The organism is Burkholderia sp. BCC1988, assembly GCF_905339895.1.
In the GTDB taxonomy this organism is placed as follows: Bacteria; Pseudomonadota; Gammaproteobacteria; order Burkholderiales; family Burkholderiaceae; genus Burkholderia.
Genome location: NZ_CAJPHA010000026.1, coordinates 59,111 through 75,140 on the forward strand (window position 1 = coordinate 59,111; position 16,030 = coordinate 75,140).

A 16,030-nucleotide genomic window follows, 5' to 3' on the forward strand; every position below is an offset into this window, starting at 1 on the left:
GGTCGAGGGTGCATGAACGAGACGGAGCGACAACTTTCCGCACGGCCGGCGAGGGCATCGGGCGAGGCCGTGCCGGCGCGCGCACTGCCGGCCTATCAACAGATCAAGCGCTACGTCGTCGAGCGGATCGCGAAGGGCGACTGGAAACCCGGCGGCGCGATCCCGACCGAGGCCGAGCTGGTCAAGGAATTCGGCGTGGCCCGGATGACGGTGTCGCGCGCGCTGCGCGAACTGACGAACGAACGCGTGCTGACCCGCATCCAGGGCGCCGGCACGTTCGTCGAGCGCCGGCATTACGAATCGACGGTCCTGGAGATCCGCAACATCGCGGACGAGATTGCGGAACGCGGTCATCGGCACAGCGCGCGCGTCGTGCTGATCGAGCGCAGCGTCGACCCGGACGCGATCGATGCGCTCGGGCTGCGCTCGGGGCCGGTGTTTCATTCGCGCATCGTGCATTTCGAGGAAGACGAGCCGATCCAGTTCGAGGATCGCTACGTCAATCCGGCGTTGTTTCCCGACTACCTGGAGCAGGATTTCACGATCGAGACGCCGAACCACTACATGGTGCGGCTCGCGCCGATCCAGCGCGCCGAGTTCCGGATCTATGCGGAGAAGCCCAATGCGCAGGTGCGCCGGCATCTCGTGATGGAAATCGGCGAGCCGTGCCTGGTGTTGAAGCGCCGCACCTGGGTCGGCGAGCACGTCGCGACGTCGGTCAGGCTGTGGCATCCGGCGTCGCGGTTTCACCTGGCGGGGAAAATGTAGGGACGCGGCGAGCGGCCCGGATCGAGCCGAGGCAATCGGCATGGATGTCCTGCGCGTCGGCGAATGATGCGGCCGCTGACTCGACCCGGCGCGTGACAATCGCGAAGAGCGCCCATCGAACCGTTCGTTCCTGCGCTCGTCGGCATGCGTACGCGCATTCACCGACCTGAATACCGGCAGAGAGTGGCGCATAATGTTTCGAGGTCGACCCTTGGCTGGAAGAGGGTTTTATGCGCTGCACAATTTGCGGATCGGAGAATCCTCCCGGTGCGGGGTTCTGCCAGGAATGTGGCGCCGTGCTGTCCCGCACCTGCCCGCAGTGCGGGCATGACGCAGCGCCGGCAGCCCGCTTCTGCAGCCATTGCGGAGCGCCGCTGGCGACACCTGCCGCCGCGGCGCCATTGTCCCGACCGTCGGCTCACGCGCCGTCGCCCACCCCGATTCATTACACGCCCGATCATCTGGCCGAGCGCATCCGTGCCGAACACGCGGCGATGGAAGCGCGCGGCGAGCCCGCCGGCGAGCGCAAGACCGTTACCGCGCTGTTTGCCGACATGGCCGGGTCGACCGCGCTGATCCACGACCTCGATCCCGAAGTGGCGCATCGCCTGATCGTGCCGGTGGTCGAGCTGATGATGGAGGCGGTCCACTACTACGAAGGGTACGTCGCCAAATCGCTCGGCGACGGCATCCTCGCGCTGTTCGGCGCGCCGATCGCCCACGAGGACCACGCGCAGCGCGCGCTCTTCGCCGCATTGCGCATGCAGCAGGCGATGCGGCAGCATGGCGACCGGATTCGGCTGCAGGAAGGCATTCCTCTGCAGATTCGCGTCGGCGTGCATACGGGCGAGGTCGTCGTCCGCTCGATCCGCACCGACGACTTGCACACCGAATACGACCCGCTCGGGCATACGATCCACATCGCGTCGCGGATCGAGGGCATCGCCGCGCCCACGTCGATTCTCGTCAGCGAATCCACCCACAAGCTGGCCGAAGGCTATTTCGAGTTCAAGGCGCTCGGGGCCACGCAACTCAAGGGCATTCCCGCGCCGCTATGCGTCTACGAAGTGCTGGGGCTGGGTGCGTTGCGCACGCGCCTGCAGCTGGCGGCGCACCGTGGTCTCGCGCGGTTCGTCGGGCGCGAAACGGAACTGGAACACCTGAACCGGGCCCTGGAGACCATGCGGGCCGGGCACGGGCGCGTGGTCGGCGTGGTGGGCGAGGCCGGCGTCGGCAAGTCTCGTCTGTTCCACGAGTTCAAGGAGCGTTCACGGCGCGGCGCGCTGGTACTGGAGACGTTTTCGGTATCGCACGGCAAGGCGTTTTCCAATTTGCCGCTGATCGAACTCCTGAAGAACTATTTCCAGATCACGCCGCAGGACGACGAGCGGCGCTGCCGGGAAAAGGTCATCGGCAAGGCGCTCGCGCTGGAGCGCGGTTTCGAGGACCTCGTGCCGTACGTTCTCTATCTGCTCGGCATCGGCGAGGGCGGCTCGGTGCTGGTCGAGATGGATCCGCAGATCCGGCGTGAGCGCACCTTCGACGCGATCAGGCAGCTGCTCGTGCGCGAGAGCCAGAATCAGCCGGTTCATTTGCTGTTCGAGGATCTGCAATGGCTGGACCGTGAAACGGAAGCATTCCTGAGTTATCTGATCGATCACGTGCCGGACGCACGCATCCTGCTGTTGGTGAACTACCGGCCCGAGTATCGGCCGGCGTGGGCCGGCGCGGTTCATTGCAGCAGGATCCGGCTCGAGCCGCTCGGCCCGTCCGATGCGCAGGGGCTGCTCACGGCGCTGCTCGGCGAGGATCGCACGCTCGTGCCGCTGAAGCAGCTCATTCTGGAGAAGACGGAGGGCAATCCGTTCTTCATGGAGGAAGTGGTCCAGACGCTCGTCGAAGAGAAGTCGCTGCTCGGCGAGGCCGGGCGTTATCGCATCGTGGAGACGCCGGCGACGCTGCATATCCCGACCACCGTGCAGGGCGTGCTGGCGGCCCGGATCGATCGGCTTCCCGTCGAGGAAAAGGAACTGCTGCAGGCGCTTGCCGTGATCGGCCACGAGTTTCCGTTCAGCCTGATCCGGCGCATCTGCGGCGAGGTGGCGGCGCGGGACGACGAACTGCGTCGCCTGCTCGCGCATCTGGAAGCCGCGGAGTTCATCTACGAACGGCCCGCCTTTCCCGAGGTCAATTATTCGTTCAAGCACGCGCTGACCCAGGAAGTGGCCGGGCGCTCGTTGCTCACGGAGCGGCGCACCGCGCTGCACGAGCGCACCGCGCAGGCGATCGAGGTGCTGTTCCCGACGCGCATCGCCGATTACTGCAGCGAACTCGCGCATCACTACGGTCAGAGCGGCAACATTCCGAAGGCGGTCGAATACCTGCATCGTGCGGCCCAGCAGGCGCTGCGCCATGCGGCCCATCACGATGCGATGAATCACCTCGGCGCGGCGCTTGCGTTGCTGAAGGGCTTGCCGGACACACCGATGCGCGCGCATTGGGAACTGACGCTGCTGCTGTCCCTCGGGCCGGTCCTGATGGATGTGCGCGGGTATGGCGCGACGGAGGTGGGCGCCACCTATACGCGCGCGCTCGAGTTGTGCGAGCGCACGGGCGAGGTATCGCAACGCTTCGCGACGCAGCTGGGATTGCGGATGCACCACGTGGTGCGCGGCGAGTATGCGCTCGCGACCGACCTGGGCCGGCAGATGCTCGGTACGGCCCGCGATGCGAACGACCCCGGCTTTCTCATCGAGGCCCATAGCGCGCTGGGTTCGTGCTTCTTCCTGCAGGGCGATTTCACGGCCGCCCGCACCCACCTGGAACAGGCGATCGCGATCTACGATCCGGAGCAGCATCAGGCCCACGTGTTCGCGCACGGGGTCGATCCGGGCATCCGGGCGCTCAGTTTCCTGGTGTTGACCCTGTGGATCCAGGGGTATCCCGACCAGGCGCTCAGGCGCAGCGTCGAAGCACTGGCGCTCGCCCGGCACCTTTCCTATGGGCCGTCCCTGGCGTTCAGCCTGACCTACACGGCACACCTGCATCAGCTGCGGCGCGAGCCGACGCTTGCCGCCGAGCGCGCGGAAGCGGTCATTGCCGTATCGACCGAGCACGGCTTGCCGTACTGGCTCGCATGGGGGACGCTCCTGCGGGGCTGGGCGATGAGCGCGCAAGGCAACATCCGGGACGGCATCGCGCAGATGCGGCTGGGCCTCGATGCGCAGCGGGCCGCCGGCGGCGAAGACCAGCGGCCCTATTCCCTCGCGCTGCTCGCCGACAGTTACTGGCGCGCGGGCGACCGGCGGGCAGCGCTGGACCTGCTGAAAGAGGCGACGACGCTCGTCGAGCAAACCGGTGAGCACTGCTTCGAGGCCGAGCTGTACCGGCTCACGGGCGTCTATCTGGCCGGCGGGGCGAGCGAGCAGGGGGCCGTCGCGGCGTGCGACGAAGGGGCTGTCGCGGCGCGCGACGAAGGGGCTGTCGCGGCGCGCGACGAAGGGGCCGTCGCGGCGCGCGACGACAAGGCCGCCGGCTGCTTTCACCGGGCGATCGAGCGCGCGCGCCGCCAGGGTGCCCGAGCGCTGGAATTGCGGGCGGCGTCGGACCTTGCGCGGCTGTTGCAGCGGCAGGGGAAAACCGTGGAGGCGAGGCAAGCGCTGTCCGAGGTGCTAGCCTGCTTCACGGAAGGTTTCGATACAAGCGACCTGCGCGACGCGAAAGCGCTGCTGGATGCATTGGACGCGCGCGCAGGATGAATGGAACAACGGCGCACGGCGACGGATCGCGTGACGACGTGCGCTCGATGACCTGCCGCTGCTCCGCCTGCGCGGAGCGCCGAGGAGACGGGCATGGCAACCACGCACGCAAGACGCGGCAACGATGGCCCGCGCAAACCGATCGCGCTCGCGTTGCAGGGCGGCGGAATGCACGGCGCCTTCACCTGGGGCGTGCTCGACCGCATGCTCGAAGACGGCCGGCTCGACATCGAAGGCGTCAGTGCAACCAGCGCCGGCGCGATGAACGCCGCGGTACTCGCGTACGGGCTGCACAAGGGCGGCGCAGACGGCGCGCGTCAGGCACTCCACGACTTCTGGCACGCGGTCGCGCAATCGGCGGAGCGCTACAACCCGCTGCGCTGGATGCCCTGGCTGAAGGGCACGCACAGCTTCGGGCTCGATCATTCGCCGCTGTATGCGTTCGCCGACATGATGCTGCGGGTCTTTTCACCCTATCAGTTCAATCCGAACAACCTGAATCCGCTGCGCGAGGTGCTCGAAAGCCAGGTCGATTTCGACGCGCTGCGCAAGCACTGTCCGATCCGGCTGTACGTGTGCGCGACCAACGTCGAGACGGGGAAGATCCGCCTGTTCACCGGAGCGGACCTCAGTGCCGACGCGGTGCTGGCATCGGCATGCGTGCCGACCCTGTTCCAGGCGGTCTCGATCGACGGCGAGTACTACTGGGATGGCGGGTACATGGGGAATCCGGCCATCTATCCGCTCATCTACAACTGCGCGACGCGCGACGTCGTGATCGTGCACATCAATCCGCTCGTGCGTCGCGGCGTGCCGATCACCGCCGCGGAAATCCTCAACCGGATCAGCGAGATCAGCTTCAATTCGTCGCTGATGCGCGAGATGCGGGCGATCGCGTTCGTCACCGACCTGATCCAGCAAGGCACGATACAACGCGGCGAGATGAAGGAAATGCTGATTCATTCCATTCGCGCCGACGATGCGCTGTCCGCGCTGAGCGTATCGAGCAAGTACAACGCGGATTGGACATTTCTGAGCGAACTGCATGACCACGGGCGACGCGAGGCGGATGTGTGGCTCGCGCATCACTACGGAAACATCGGGCAGCGCTCGAGCATCGACATCCGCAGGGAATTTCTCTGAGCGCATCGCAGTCATGTCGGCATGGGGCGATTCCGCGCGGACGCCCCGGTCCAAGGAGCGAACGTGAACCGGATGCAGGCGCGGTTCGTCGCGTTGTGGTCGTGCAGCGGCGGGTCCCATGCCGAGGAGGTCTATCGCAGGCTCGCGCAATGCTATGCGGAGCCGGTGCGCCATTACCATACGCTCGTGCATGTCCGGCGATGCCTGCGTCATCTCGACCTGGCGCGCGACGCGATTCCCGCGCCGGACGCCGTCGAACTCGCGCTCTGGTTCCATGACGTGATCTTCGTGCCCGGCGCGAAGGACAACGAGCAGCGTAGCGCGGACTGGTTCCGGCACCAGGCCGGGGGGCGAATCCGCGCGTGCGACCCCGTCTGCGCGATGATCCTCGCGACGACCCACGCGGGCATTGCCGCACAACCGGATACCCGCTTCACGTGCGACATCGACCTGGCCGCGCTCGGCGCTTCCCGCAGCCGGTTTCGCGAAGACGGCCGGCGTTTGCGGGCAGAGCGTCCCGATCTCGACGACCGGGCCTACGATTTTCATGAGCGGACGATTCTGCGCGGGCTGCTCGTGCGTCCGCGCATCTATCTGACGGAATTCTTCTACACGCGCTGCGAGAGGCAGGCGCGCAGGAACCTGAGCTGGCGGCTGGGGTTGCCGGTTCCTGAACCGGAGTGACGACCCGCCGCGCCGACGCGATGATCGATCGAAGCGGTGCCTGGGCGCCAGGGCAACCTGACCCGACAGGCCCGCCACGCGTGCGTCGCGCGCCTAGGGAACCGGTGCGCGCCCGCCGGTCGGGACCGCGTTGCGGCGAACGGCGGCCCTCGGGCACTCTAGAATTGGCATGTAACGTATTGCAGTGGCCTGGCCCGGACAATGTTCCAGGTGTCGTTTCGATATCGCTTTGCCAGGCGATCTGCTCATTCCAACGGATACCAACATGCGCATCCCGCCGCTCAAGGCAATCATCGCGTTCGAAAGTGTCGCCCGGACCAAAAGCGTCAATCGTGCCGCGGAAGAACTGGGCCTGACCGCGTCCGCCGTGAGTCACCAGCTCAGCAACCTCGAATCGCAGATCGGCCAGCCGCTGTTCCAGCGATCAGGGCGCGGACTCGTCCTCACGCCGACCGGCGAGCGCTATCTGGCGGACGTCACCGGCTCGCTGGCCGACCTGAGCCGCGCCACCGAGCGCGCGTCGAGCCGCGCCGAGGTCGATATCCTGCGCGTGCATTCGAGCCCGAGCTTCGGGCTGATGTGGCTGTTGCCGCGGCTGTCGTCGTTTCAGGAAGCGAACGGCGATATCCAGCTGAACCTGGCGTGCTCTTACGAAAACGTGTCGTTCTCGAACGGCTTCTACGATATCGACGTCCGCCACGGCTACGGCAACTGGGACAACCTCGAGGTGAAGACGATGCGCGGCGAGTTCATCGCGCCGCTCGCGTCGCCGCAGTACCTCGAACGGCATCCGGTGAACGCGCCGGAAGACCTCCTCGCGCATCGGCTGATCTATTCCGAAACGCCGCTCGTGCAGTGGAAGCAGTGGTTCGGCCGGGCCGGCGTATCGCTCGCGGCCCGCAAGACCTTCGACTTTTCGTTCGACCGGTCGTACATGTCGCTCGAAACCGCCGCGCTCGGCCTCGGCATCGCGCTCGAAAGCCTGATGCTCGCGTCGGTGAAGATTCGCGAAGGCGCGCTGGTGCCCGTGTTCGACGACACGCATGCGGTGGAAGTCGGGGCGCATCATCTCGTTTACCCGCGGCAGAACGCGGAACTGCCTCGCGTGAAACGCTTCCTTGCGTGGATCGAGCGGGAGGTCGCGGTGCAGCGCCGCGCGAACTGAGCGTCGCGCGTCCGGGCCGCGTGCAATATTGCGTTGCAGCACGCCGGAACGGCCCGCGCGGCGTCATCTGAAATTTTCTCAACCATGCCTGAGCGTTTCCGCGTTGATGCGGGTGTCCGGCGAGCCGACACTCTGCACACACATCAACACAGGAGACGAACGATGTTGCTCGACAACAGGACCATCATCGTGACCGGCGCGGCATCGCCGCGCGGTATCGGCAAGGCCACGGCCCGCACGCTGGCCGCCCAGGGCGCGCGCGTGGCGATTCTCGACCTGCGTCGCGAGGACGCCGAAGCGGCCGCCGCCGAGCTCGGGCTCGACCACCTCGGCCTGGCTTGCGACGTGACCGATCGCGACGCGTGCGTGGCCGCGGCTCGCGCGACGCTGGCGCGTTATGGCCGTATCGACGGCCTCGTGAACAACGCCGGCATCACGCAGCCGGTGCGCACGCTGGACATTTCCGGGCGCGACTTCGATGCGATCGTCGACGTGAACCTGCGCGGCACGCTGTACATGTCTCAGGCCGTGCTGCCGGCGATGAAGGAGCAGCGCGGCGGCAGCATCGTGTGCATGTCGTCGGTGTCCGCGCAGCGCGGCGGCGGCATCTTCGGCGGCCCGCACTACAGCGCCGCGAAGGCCGGCGTGCTCGGCCTCGCGAAGGCGATGGCGCGCGAGTTCGGGGCCGACCGTATCCGCATCAATTCGATCACGCCGGGCCTGATCCAGACCGACATCACCGGCGACAAGCTGACGCCCGACATGCGCGAGGAGATCGTCAAGGGCATTCCGCTCGGCCGCCTCGGCGAGGCCGCCGATGTCGCCAATGCGTGCCTGTTCCTGCTGAGCGACCTGTCGAGCTACCTGACGGGCATCACGCTGGACGTCAACGGCGGGATGCTGATTCACTGAGAACGGCGCCGCGACACGCGCGGCGCCGACCATCATGCACCCGGGACAACCCGGGGCCATGGCAGGAGACAAAGATGAGAGCAAAGTACCCCGCCTCACCGGTTCAGGGCGAGCTGCTGCAACGGGACGATGCGCAGACGTTCGAAGCGGCGACCTATGCGAAGGTCGCGCGCCGGCTGATCCCGTTCCTGATGTTGTGCTATCTCGGTGCGTATCTCGACCGCGTCAACGTCGGCTTCGCGAAACTGCAGATGCTCAACGACCTGCGTTTCAGCGAGACCGTGTACGGGATGGGCGCAGGCATTTTCTTTCTCGGCTACTTTCTGTTCGAAGTACCGAGCAACCTGATCCTGCATCGTGTCGGCGCGCGCCGCTGGCTCGCGCGCATCATGCTGATGTGGGCCGTGATTTCCGCGAGCTTCGTGTTCGTGAAGTCGCCCGCCGCGTTCTACGTGCTGCGGTTCCTGCTCGGCGTCGCCGAAGCGGGCTTCGCGCCGGGCGTGATCCTGTACCTCACCTACTGGTTCCCGTCGGCACGTCGTGCCAAGGCACTGTCGTTGTTCTTCATGGCGATTCCGCTGGCGGGGATCATCGGCGGCCCGCTGTCGGGCGCGATCATGCATGCGCTGCACGGCGCGATGTCGATGGCGGGCTGGAAGTGGTTGTTCCTGCTCGAAGCGTTGCCTTCGTTCGTGCTGGGCTTTGCGATCCTGCTGTATCTCGATGACGGCATTGCCGGCGCGAAATGGCTGACCGATGCCGAAAAAGCCTTGCTGGCGCGCAACGTGTCGGCCGACGCCGAGCACACGACCGCCCACCTGTCGATTCGTGCGTTCGTCGCCGACCGCCGCTTATGGCTGATGGCCGCGATCTACTTCTGCGTCGTGCTCGGTCAGTACGGCCTCACGTTCTGGCTGCCCACGATCATTCGCAAGGCCGGCGTCGCCGATCCGCTGTGGGTCGGCCTGTTCACCGCGATTCCGTATGCGTGCGCGATCGTCGCGCTGCCGCTGATCGGCATGAGCGCGGATCGCCGCCGCGAGCGCCGCTTCCATCTCGCGGTGCCGATGCTGATCGCGGCGGCGGGCTTCGCGACGTTGCCGATGCTCGGAAGCGTCGGCGCGTCGATCGTGTGCCTGAGCATTGCGTCCGCCGGCATCCTCGCGTCGTCGTCGCAGTTCTGGTCGCTGCCCACGGCGCTGCTCGGCGGGATGTCGGCGGCGGCGGGCATCGCCGCGGTCAACTGCTTCGCCAATCTCGCGGGCTTCTTCTCGCCGGCGATCGTCGGCTGGCTGAACGACCTGACCGGCAAGTCCACCGCCGGACTCCTCTTCATCTCCGTCGCGATTACGCTCGGCGCGCTGCTGGTGTTCCTCGTGCCGCGCTCCGTCAATCGCTGATCACCGCCGATTCGACCTGCATGCCTTCCGATCCAATACTGGAGCCAACGATGGATACCGAAACCATTCATGAAGCGGTCACGCTCGCCGAGCGCGCGTACCGCATCCGCAGAAACGCCGTGCTGATGGGCGAAGTCCAGGGGCAGGGTTATGTCGGCCAGGCGCTCGACATCGCCGACGTGCTGGCCGTCGCGTATTTCGGCGCGATGCGCTATCGCCCCGACGATCCCGAGTGGGAAGGGCGCGACCGCTTCCTGCTGTCGAACGGCCACTATGCGATCGCGCTGTACGCGGCGCTGTTCGAAGCCGGCATCCTGCCGGCCGAGGAGCTCGAAACCTACGGCAGCGACGACAGCCGTTTGCCGATGTCCGGGATGGCGAGCTACACGCCCGGCATGGAGATGTCAGGCGGTTCGCTCGGCCAGGGCCTGACGATCGCGGTCGGCCGTTGTCTCGGGCTCAAGCGCAACGGCTCGGACGCGTTCGTCTATACGCTCTTTTCGGATGGCGAGCTCGACGAAGGCGCGATCTGGGAAGGGCTGATGTCGGCCGCGCACTGGAAGCTCGACAACCTGATCGCGATCGTCGACGTGAACAACCAGCAGGCCGATGGCCCGTCGACGCAAGTCATGGCGTTCGAGCCTCTGGTCGACAAGCTCGAAGCATTCGGCTGGTATACGCAGCGAGTCGACGGCAACGATATCGACGCGGTAAAGCGCGCGTTCGACAACGCGCGCCGACATGACAGGCCGCAGCCGCGGATCATCGTCTGCGACACGAAGATGGGGTGCGGCGTGCCGTTCCTCGAAGCACGCGATAAGAGCCATTTCATCCGCGTCGATGCGCACGAGTGGAAGCTCGCGCTCGACGCACTCGAAGCAGGGAGACACGCATGAGCACCGTCGACAACAAGCCGCGCCTGAAGACTTCCGCGATGATCGCGTCCATCGCGGCCGACGGGCAGGCGACCCGCGCCGCGCCGTTCGGCCATGCGCTCGCGAAGCTCGCGCGCACGAACGGCAACGTGATTGGCATGACGGCCGATCTCGGCAAGTACACCGACCTGCACGTTTTCGCGAAGGAATTTCCCGAGCGTTACTACCAGATGGGCATGGCCGAGCAGCTGCTGATGGGCGCCGCCGCCGGCTTCGCGCACGAAGGCGCGCAGCCGTTCGTCACGACCTATGCGGTATTCGCGACGCGCCGCGCGTACGACTTCATCCATCAGGCGATCGCCGAGGACAATCTCGACGTGAAGCTGGTGTGTGCACTGCCGGGCCTCACGACCGGTTACGGGCCGAGCCATCAGGCAGCCGAGGATCTGGCGCTGATGCGCGCGATGCCCAACATGACCGTGATCGATCCGTGCGACGCGCTGGACATCGAGCAGATGGTGCCGGCGATTGCCGCGCACCAGGGGCCGGTGTACGCGCGCCTGCTGCGCGGCAACGTGCCGGCCGTGCTCGACGAATACGATTATCGTTTCGAACTCGGCAAGGCGAAGCTGCTGCGCGACGGCAACGACGTGCTGCTGATCTCGTCCGGGATCATGACGATGCGTTCGCTCGAGGTCGCGAAGGCGCTTGAAGCCGACCGCATCGATGCAGCCGTGCTGCACGTCCCGACGATCAAGCCGCTCGATACGGCGACCATCGTTCGGGAGGCGTCGCGCAAGGGGCGCATGGTGATCGTCGCCGAGAACCATACGGTGATCGGTGGGCTCGGCGAAGCGGTGGCGACTGCGTTGCTTGCGGCTGGCGTCGCGGCGCCGTTCCGGCAGATCGCGCTACCGGATGCGTACCTCGCCGCCGGCGCGTTGCCGACGCTGCACGATCGTTACGGGATCTCGGCCGGCGCGATGCGGACCAATATCAGGACGTGGCTCGGTTGATCGTTTCAAGGCACCGCGGCCCGCTCGGCGGGGGGAGGCATTCCCTCCGCAAGCCGGGCGGGCCGGCTTCAGGGTAGCGTACCTGGCGCCCGGCCATGCACGGCCGGGGGCCGACCCGTCGGCAACGCCGCCGGCACGGCGCCCGGATCGCGCATGCGCGTCACTCGAACGTGACGAACTGGGCAGACGACCACACCTTGCTGTCGTTGCGCTGCCGCCCGAAGAAGTAGACGGGGCGGAATCCGAACGGCGCATTTTCCGCCGCGACTTCGATGCTGCCCGCGAGATCGACGGGCAGCACTTGGTCCGTCAACCGTTCGACCGCGACGAACAACTCGGTGCCGCCCAGCGCATGCGTGGCCGTTCCTTGCGCGAGCAGGTCCGCGCCGCTGACTTCGAAGCGGAACGTCGGCGCATGCACGAACGGATTGCGCTGCAGCGGATCGCCGACCTTCGCGAAGCTGTCGATCGTGCCTTCGACCACGATCGTCGCGTCGGCAAGATTGCCGATGTCGAGCTCGATGCTGTCCGCATCACCATAGGTGTCGCTGCGGAATTCGACGTCGGTCGCGCCGGTACGCCATGCCGACTCCTCGACATGCTCGAAGCCGTTCGAGCCGAAGCGGTGGATCGTACCGTTGACGACGCGGATCCGGCCGCGCCACGCGGCCCAGCGATAGCGGTCCCGGATGCGGGCGCCGCCCCAGCGCACGCGGATCAGGCGATCCGCGTAGCCGAGTTCCGCATGCAGGTTGCGTTCCCACACCCGTCCTTCGTGATCGTACGCGGCCACGTATTCCCATCCGGACTGGCCGAGCAGCCGGTAGTCGAGCCGCGCCGGCCCGCGATGCGTGAACGCATCGCCTTGCCAGTGATCGCCGCAACGCACGAGCAGCGCACTGTGCTCGCCGGTGGTCGCCCAAGTGCGGCGCGCGCGCAGCGCCTCGCCGACGTGTTTGCGATCGAGCACGTCGGCGAGCACACCCGTCAGCCCGCCGTGCACACCGAACACCTGCACGCCGGGCGCGCCGCCACCCGGCCGGCCGCGATGTTCATCGCCGCTGGCCGCGACGCCGAGCCGGTAGCCGCGTGCGATCACGTCCTGGTACAGCCAGCCGAAGTGCCCCCACGACGACGCGATCTCGACCAGCCGTTCGAGCTCGGGATGGTGCCAGTCGGGAATGTAGCGGCGGCCGCCGACGTGCGGCATCACCAGATGCTGCGCGGCAGCGTCGGCATACGCGTCCCACAGTTCCTCGACGGGCCAGCGGCCGAGCTCGACCGCATGACCTTTCATGTCCTCGTTCCAGACCAGCGTACGGTTGTGTTCGCCGCGCGCGTTGTACGGAAAATCCGGCCGCGCGTCGCCGAGGAACACCACGTTATGGTCGCCGCCCGCGGTCGAGCTGCCGCACCATTCCTGCACCGGATACACGACGAAGCGGCCCGGCTCGTTGAAGCGTTCGACCGCGTCGACGCCGAGCTGCCAGTTCTCGTCGGTGATCTGGAAATCGTTCGCGGTATAGCCGAGCACGTCGATGCCGCCGATGTCGCGTGCGTAGCGTGCGTTGTACTCGGGGCTGTTGGTGCCGACCGTGTCGTGCGCATGCACATGGAGATCCGCATATAGCGCGCGCGATACCGGCAACGACGCGTCGAGCGTCAGCCACGCTTCGGCCGCACGCACGTCCGGCCGCGCGGGCACGTCGGCCACGATGCGCAGCGTGCCGGCGTCGACCGGCAGGTCGTCGACCGCGCAACTCGCGAATCCCGCCTCGGGCAGCGCATGTTCGCGCCGGTAGACGGCTTCGCCTTGCGCGTCATATGCAACGACGCGCGCGGTGCCGCCGACGTCGCGGCACGCATTGCCCCAGCGGTCCTGCAGCGACAGCCGGAATGGCGCGCGGGTGCCCGGCCGCACGAAGCGCGGGCCGTTCAGCAGTACGTCGGACGGCGCGCCGGCGCGGATGTCGATCGAGACGTCGCCGGGCACCGCGACGAAACGCGACGTGCCCAACGGATCGACGTAGAGCCGGAACCGGAAGTTGTCCTCGGCGAAGGTCTGCACGCGCGTGCCGGGGCCGCGACGGCGATCGCCGAGACGGATCACGATCCGGTCGCCGGCGTTCACGTAGCCGTCGAGGACGTCGACGATCACCGCCTTCTGGAACGGCCGCTCGTGCCCCTTCTGGTCGAAGCGCACGTTCAGCGCCTGCACGGTGGCCGGGCTCTGTCCCGGCACGAGCGGCGCCGCATGGTATTCGGCGCTGATGTAGTTCGCCGCGCCCGGGTCGCTCGTCTGGAACAGCGCCCAGTCGGAATAGAACTTGAAGGTGGCCTTCAGCCAGCCGCCGTCGGCGATGCCGGACGAGCCGACCTCGTAGTCGAGCACGATCTCGCTCCACTCGCCGGCTTCGAGGCGCGTGACGTTGCAATGCACGCGCCCGGCGAACGGCAGGCGCTTGTGGCGTTCGTACAGGCCCGCGGGTGCGACGTGCGGGCCCAGGCGGTCGCGCAGCGCGGCGGCGCGGGCTGCGACGGAATCGGGGACGTCCGTGGTTTCGTTCATGAGGAATACAAAATGATGTCGTTGGAAAGCGGCGCGCTTCAATGCGCGAACGGCCAGGGCGCGCTCGCGTCCCAGACGGGGATGCCCATGTACGCGTACCACGGCGCGATCACGCAGAGGCCATAGACGATCGCGATCAGCACCGATACCGCGCCGACCTTCGCGTAGTCGGCCGTCGAGAACGCGCCGCTGCTGTACGCGATGACGCCGGCGGTGATCTGCGTGGGCAGCAGATAGGCGAAGCTGTCGGTATCGCTGACGAGCATCGTGAACGCGACCGGATGCAGCCCGAGGCGCGGCGCCAGCGCGAGCGCGATCGGCGCGATCATCGTGACGGCCGCGACGTTGGACAGCATGCCGATGCGGATCACGTGCGTGCCGAGCATCACGATCGCGATCGCGAGCCACCAGCCGTGCCCGCGCGCGGCGACGTAGATGTGATCGGCGGCCCAGTTCGCGAGCCCGGACGCACTGATCGCCGACGACAGCGACAGCGCGCCGGCCAGCAGGAACAGCGTGCCCCAGATCGTCCGCTGCTCGACCTCGGCCCAGCCGAAGCGCAGCACGCCGGGTGCGAACAACAGCGCCAGCGCGATCAGCGCGACGATTTCCGACGGCAGGTGATGGAGCGGCTCGGTCGCCCACAGCACGGCGACGGCCGAGAACAGCGCGAGCACGGCCCAGTCGTTGCGGGCGGCGGGCGGTTGCGTACGGCGCATCGCCGCGATCGCGCCGGGGCCGCCGGGAAGCGCGACGGCGCGCGAGCGGAAATGGAACTGCACCCAGCCCTGCGTGATCGCGAACATCCCGAGATACGGCCACTGCAGCTTCAGCCACGTCAGGTAGGAGATCCGGATGCCGAGCTGCTTCTCGAGCAGGCCGGACACGACCATGTTCGGCAGATGCGCGGTGAGGATGCACATGCCGCTGATCATCGCGCCGTACACGAGCGTCTGGATCACGATCGCCTTGCGCGCGGCGCGTTCACGCGGCGATTCGCCGAACAGCCGGACGATGCCGTTGGTGACCGGCAGCAGCGTGGCGGCACGCGCGTTCGCGGCCGGCACGACGAGCGCCATCACGCAGTTCACGGCGAACATTGCCCAGATCACGCCGTTGGCCGTGCGCACCTTCAGGCGATCGAGCAGCAGCAGGGCGATGCGCCGGTCGAGCCCGCTCGCCTGCATGATCGCGGAGAACAGGAACGCGGCGAGGCACAGGAACACGACGGGCGCGGCGAAGCCGCTGGCCGCCTTCGGAAACGACGGGCTCGCATGCGACAGCACGAGCAGCATCGGCAGCAGGATGCCGCTCACGCCGACGGGAATCGCCTCGGTGATCCAGACGATCGCGACCCACGCGACGACTGCGAGCGTCGCCTTGCCCTCGGCGGAAAGATGCGCGGGCGCGGGCAACCACCAGGCGATCGCGAAGAAAGCCAGCCACGCGGCGGCAAAACCGATCGCGGCACGCCGCTGCGCGCCGCGCGATCGTCCCGCCGCGTGCGGATCGGTGCGTGGCGCCGTGGCTGGTTCGGCCCGTGTCGGCCGGCTGCCCTGCACGCCATCGAGCGGCGGCGTGCCGATTGCGTTTTCAGTCACTGGTATGCTCCCCGGGGCATCGGGACCCCGAATCGCGGGCCCCGACCGTCTGTCGAGATGTGATAATACGTATTAATACAAGTTGAGCATTCCAATTGCTTTTCATATCGATATCGGGAAACGCGCATAGCGCGAACCC

General features: G+C 67.1%; 11 protein-coding genes. 9 read left to right on the top strand and 2 right to left on the bottom strand.

Annotated features, from left to right (window positions below; all coding sequences use genetic code 11):
• The first annotated feature begins 12 nt into the window (after positions 1-12).
• The 9 genes from hutC to U4012_RS30170 all read left to right on the top strand — a co-directional run bounded on the left by hutC (position 13) and on the right by U4012_RS30170 (position 11,721).
• Positions 13-768 carry a histidine utilization repressor gene (gene hutC / locus U4012_RS30130; RefSeq protein ID WP_124489578.1) on the top strand — a complete coding sequence of 252 codons (756 nt, stop codon included), beginning with the start codon at positions 13-15 and terminating at the stop codon, positions 766-768.
• Positions 769-998: 230 nt separating this feature from the next.
• Positions 999-4,526, top strand: coding sequence for an adenylate/guanylate cyclase domain-containing protein (locus U4012_RS30135; RefSeq protein ID WP_321802998.1), 3,528 nt, complete (start codon positions 999-1,001; stop codon positions 4,524-4,526).
• 93 nt (positions 4,527-4,619) lie between these two features.
• Complete coding sequence (locus U4012_RS30140) at positions 4,620-5,669, top strand: patatin-like phospholipase family protein (RefSeq protein WP_321803000.1); 1,050 nt, start codon at positions 4,620-4,622, stop codon at positions 5,667-5,669.
• Between the two features lie 21 nt (positions 5,670-5,690).
• A complete protein-coding gene (locus U4012_RS30145; RefSeq protein WP_321803002.1) occupies positions 5,691-6,353 on the top strand; it encodes a hypothetical protein in 663 nt (220 codons plus the stop codon).
• A gap of 265 nt (positions 6,354-6,618) precedes the next feature.
• The gene (locus U4012_RS30150) at positions 6,619-7,518 is read left to right on the top strand and encodes a LysR substrate-binding domain-containing protein (protein ID WP_321803070.1); all 900 of its coding nucleotides are present in this window, start codon (positions 6,619-6,621) and stop codon (positions 7,516-7,518) included.
• A 162-nt stretch (positions 7,519-7,680) separates the two neighbouring features.
• Positions 7,681-8,430, top strand: coding sequence for a glucose 1-dehydrogenase (locus U4012_RS30155; RefSeq protein WP_321803004.1), 750 nt, complete (start codon positions 7,681-7,683; stop codon positions 8,428-8,430).
• A 74-nt stretch (positions 8,431-8,504) separates the two neighbouring features.
• Complete coding sequence (locus tag U4012_RS30160) at positions 8,505-9,830, top strand: MFS transporter (protein WP_321803006.1); 1,326 nt, start codon at positions 8,505-8,507, stop codon at positions 9,828-9,830.
• Between the two features lie 50 nt (positions 9,831-9,880).
• On the top strand, positions 9,881-10,726 hold the full coding sequence (locus tag U4012_RS30165) for a transketolase (RefSeq protein WP_321803008.1): 846 nt from the start codon (positions 9,881-9,883) through the stop codon (positions 10,724-10,726).
• Complete coding sequence (locus tag U4012_RS30170) at positions 10,723-11,721, top strand: transketolase family protein (protein WP_321803010.1); 999 nt, start codon at positions 10,723-10,725, stop codon at positions 11,719-11,721. The genes U4012_RS30165 and U4012_RS30170 overlap by 4 nt, the downstream gene beginning before the upstream one ends.
• 160 nt (positions 11,722-11,881) lie before the next feature.
• Here the strand turns inward: U4012_RS30170 and U4012_RS30175 are convergent, their stop codons facing one another.
• Together U4012_RS30175 and U4012_RS30180 are read right to left on the bottom strand one after the other, a co-directional pair.
• Positions 11,882-14,290, bottom strand: a complete 2,409-nt coding sequence (locus U4012_RS30175; RefSeq protein ID WP_321803012.1) for a hypothetical protein — start codon at positions 14,288-14,290, stop codon at positions 11,882-11,884.
• Between the two features lie 38 nt (positions 14,291-14,328).
• Positions 14,329-15,891 carry a DASS family sodium-coupled anion symporter gene (locus U4012_RS30180; protein WP_321803014.1) on the bottom strand — a complete coding sequence of 521 codons (1,563 nt, stop codon included), beginning with the start codon at positions 15,889-15,891 and terminating at the stop codon, positions 14,329-14,331.
• Between the last annotated feature and the right edge of the window lie 139 nt (positions 15,892-16,030).

What these genes read in the sequence shown, in the direction of transcription:
- U4012_RS30145 (WP_321803002.1), top strand. Translation starts at nt 5,691, where the DNA reads ATGGGGCGATTCCGCGCGGACGCCCCGGTCCAAGGAGCGAACGTGAAC.
- U4012_RS30150 (WP_321803070.1), top strand. Translation starts at nt 6,619, where the DNA reads ATGCGCATCCCGCCGCTCAAGGCAATCATCGCGTTCGAAAGTGTCGCC.
- U4012_RS30155 (WP_321803004.1), top strand. Translation starts at nt 7,681, where the DNA reads ATGTTGCTCGACAACAGGACCATCATCGTGACCGGCGCGGCATCGCCG.
- U4012_RS30175 (WP_321803012.1), bottom strand. Translation starts at nt 14,290, where the DNA reads ATGAACGAAACCACGGACGTCCCCGATTCCGTCGCAGCCCGCGCCGCC.
- U4012_RS30170 (WP_321803010.1), top strand. Translation starts at nt 10,723, where the DNA reads ATGAGCACCGTCGACAACAAGCCGCGCCTGAAGACTTCCGCGATGATC.
- U4012_RS30160 (WP_321803006.1), top strand. Translation starts at nt 8,505, where the DNA reads ATGAGAGCAAAGTACCCCGCCTCACCGGTTCAGGGCGAGCTGCTGCAA.
- U4012_RS30135 (WP_321802998.1), top strand. Translation starts at nt 999, where the DNA reads ATGCGCTGCACAATTTGCGGATCGGAGAATCCTCCCGGTGCGGGGTTC.
- hutC (WP_124489578.1), top strand. Translation starts at nt 13, where the DNA reads ATGAACGAGACGGAGCGACAACTTTCCGCACGGCCGGCGAGGGCATCG.
- U4012_RS30165 (WP_321803008.1), top strand. Translation starts at nt 9,881, where the DNA reads ATGGATACCGAAACCATTCATGAAGCGGTCACGCTCGCCGAGCGCGCG.
- U4012_RS30140 (WP_321803000.1), top strand. Translation starts at nt 4,620, where the DNA reads ATGGCAACCACGCACGCAAGACGCGGCAACGATGGCCCGCGCAAACCG.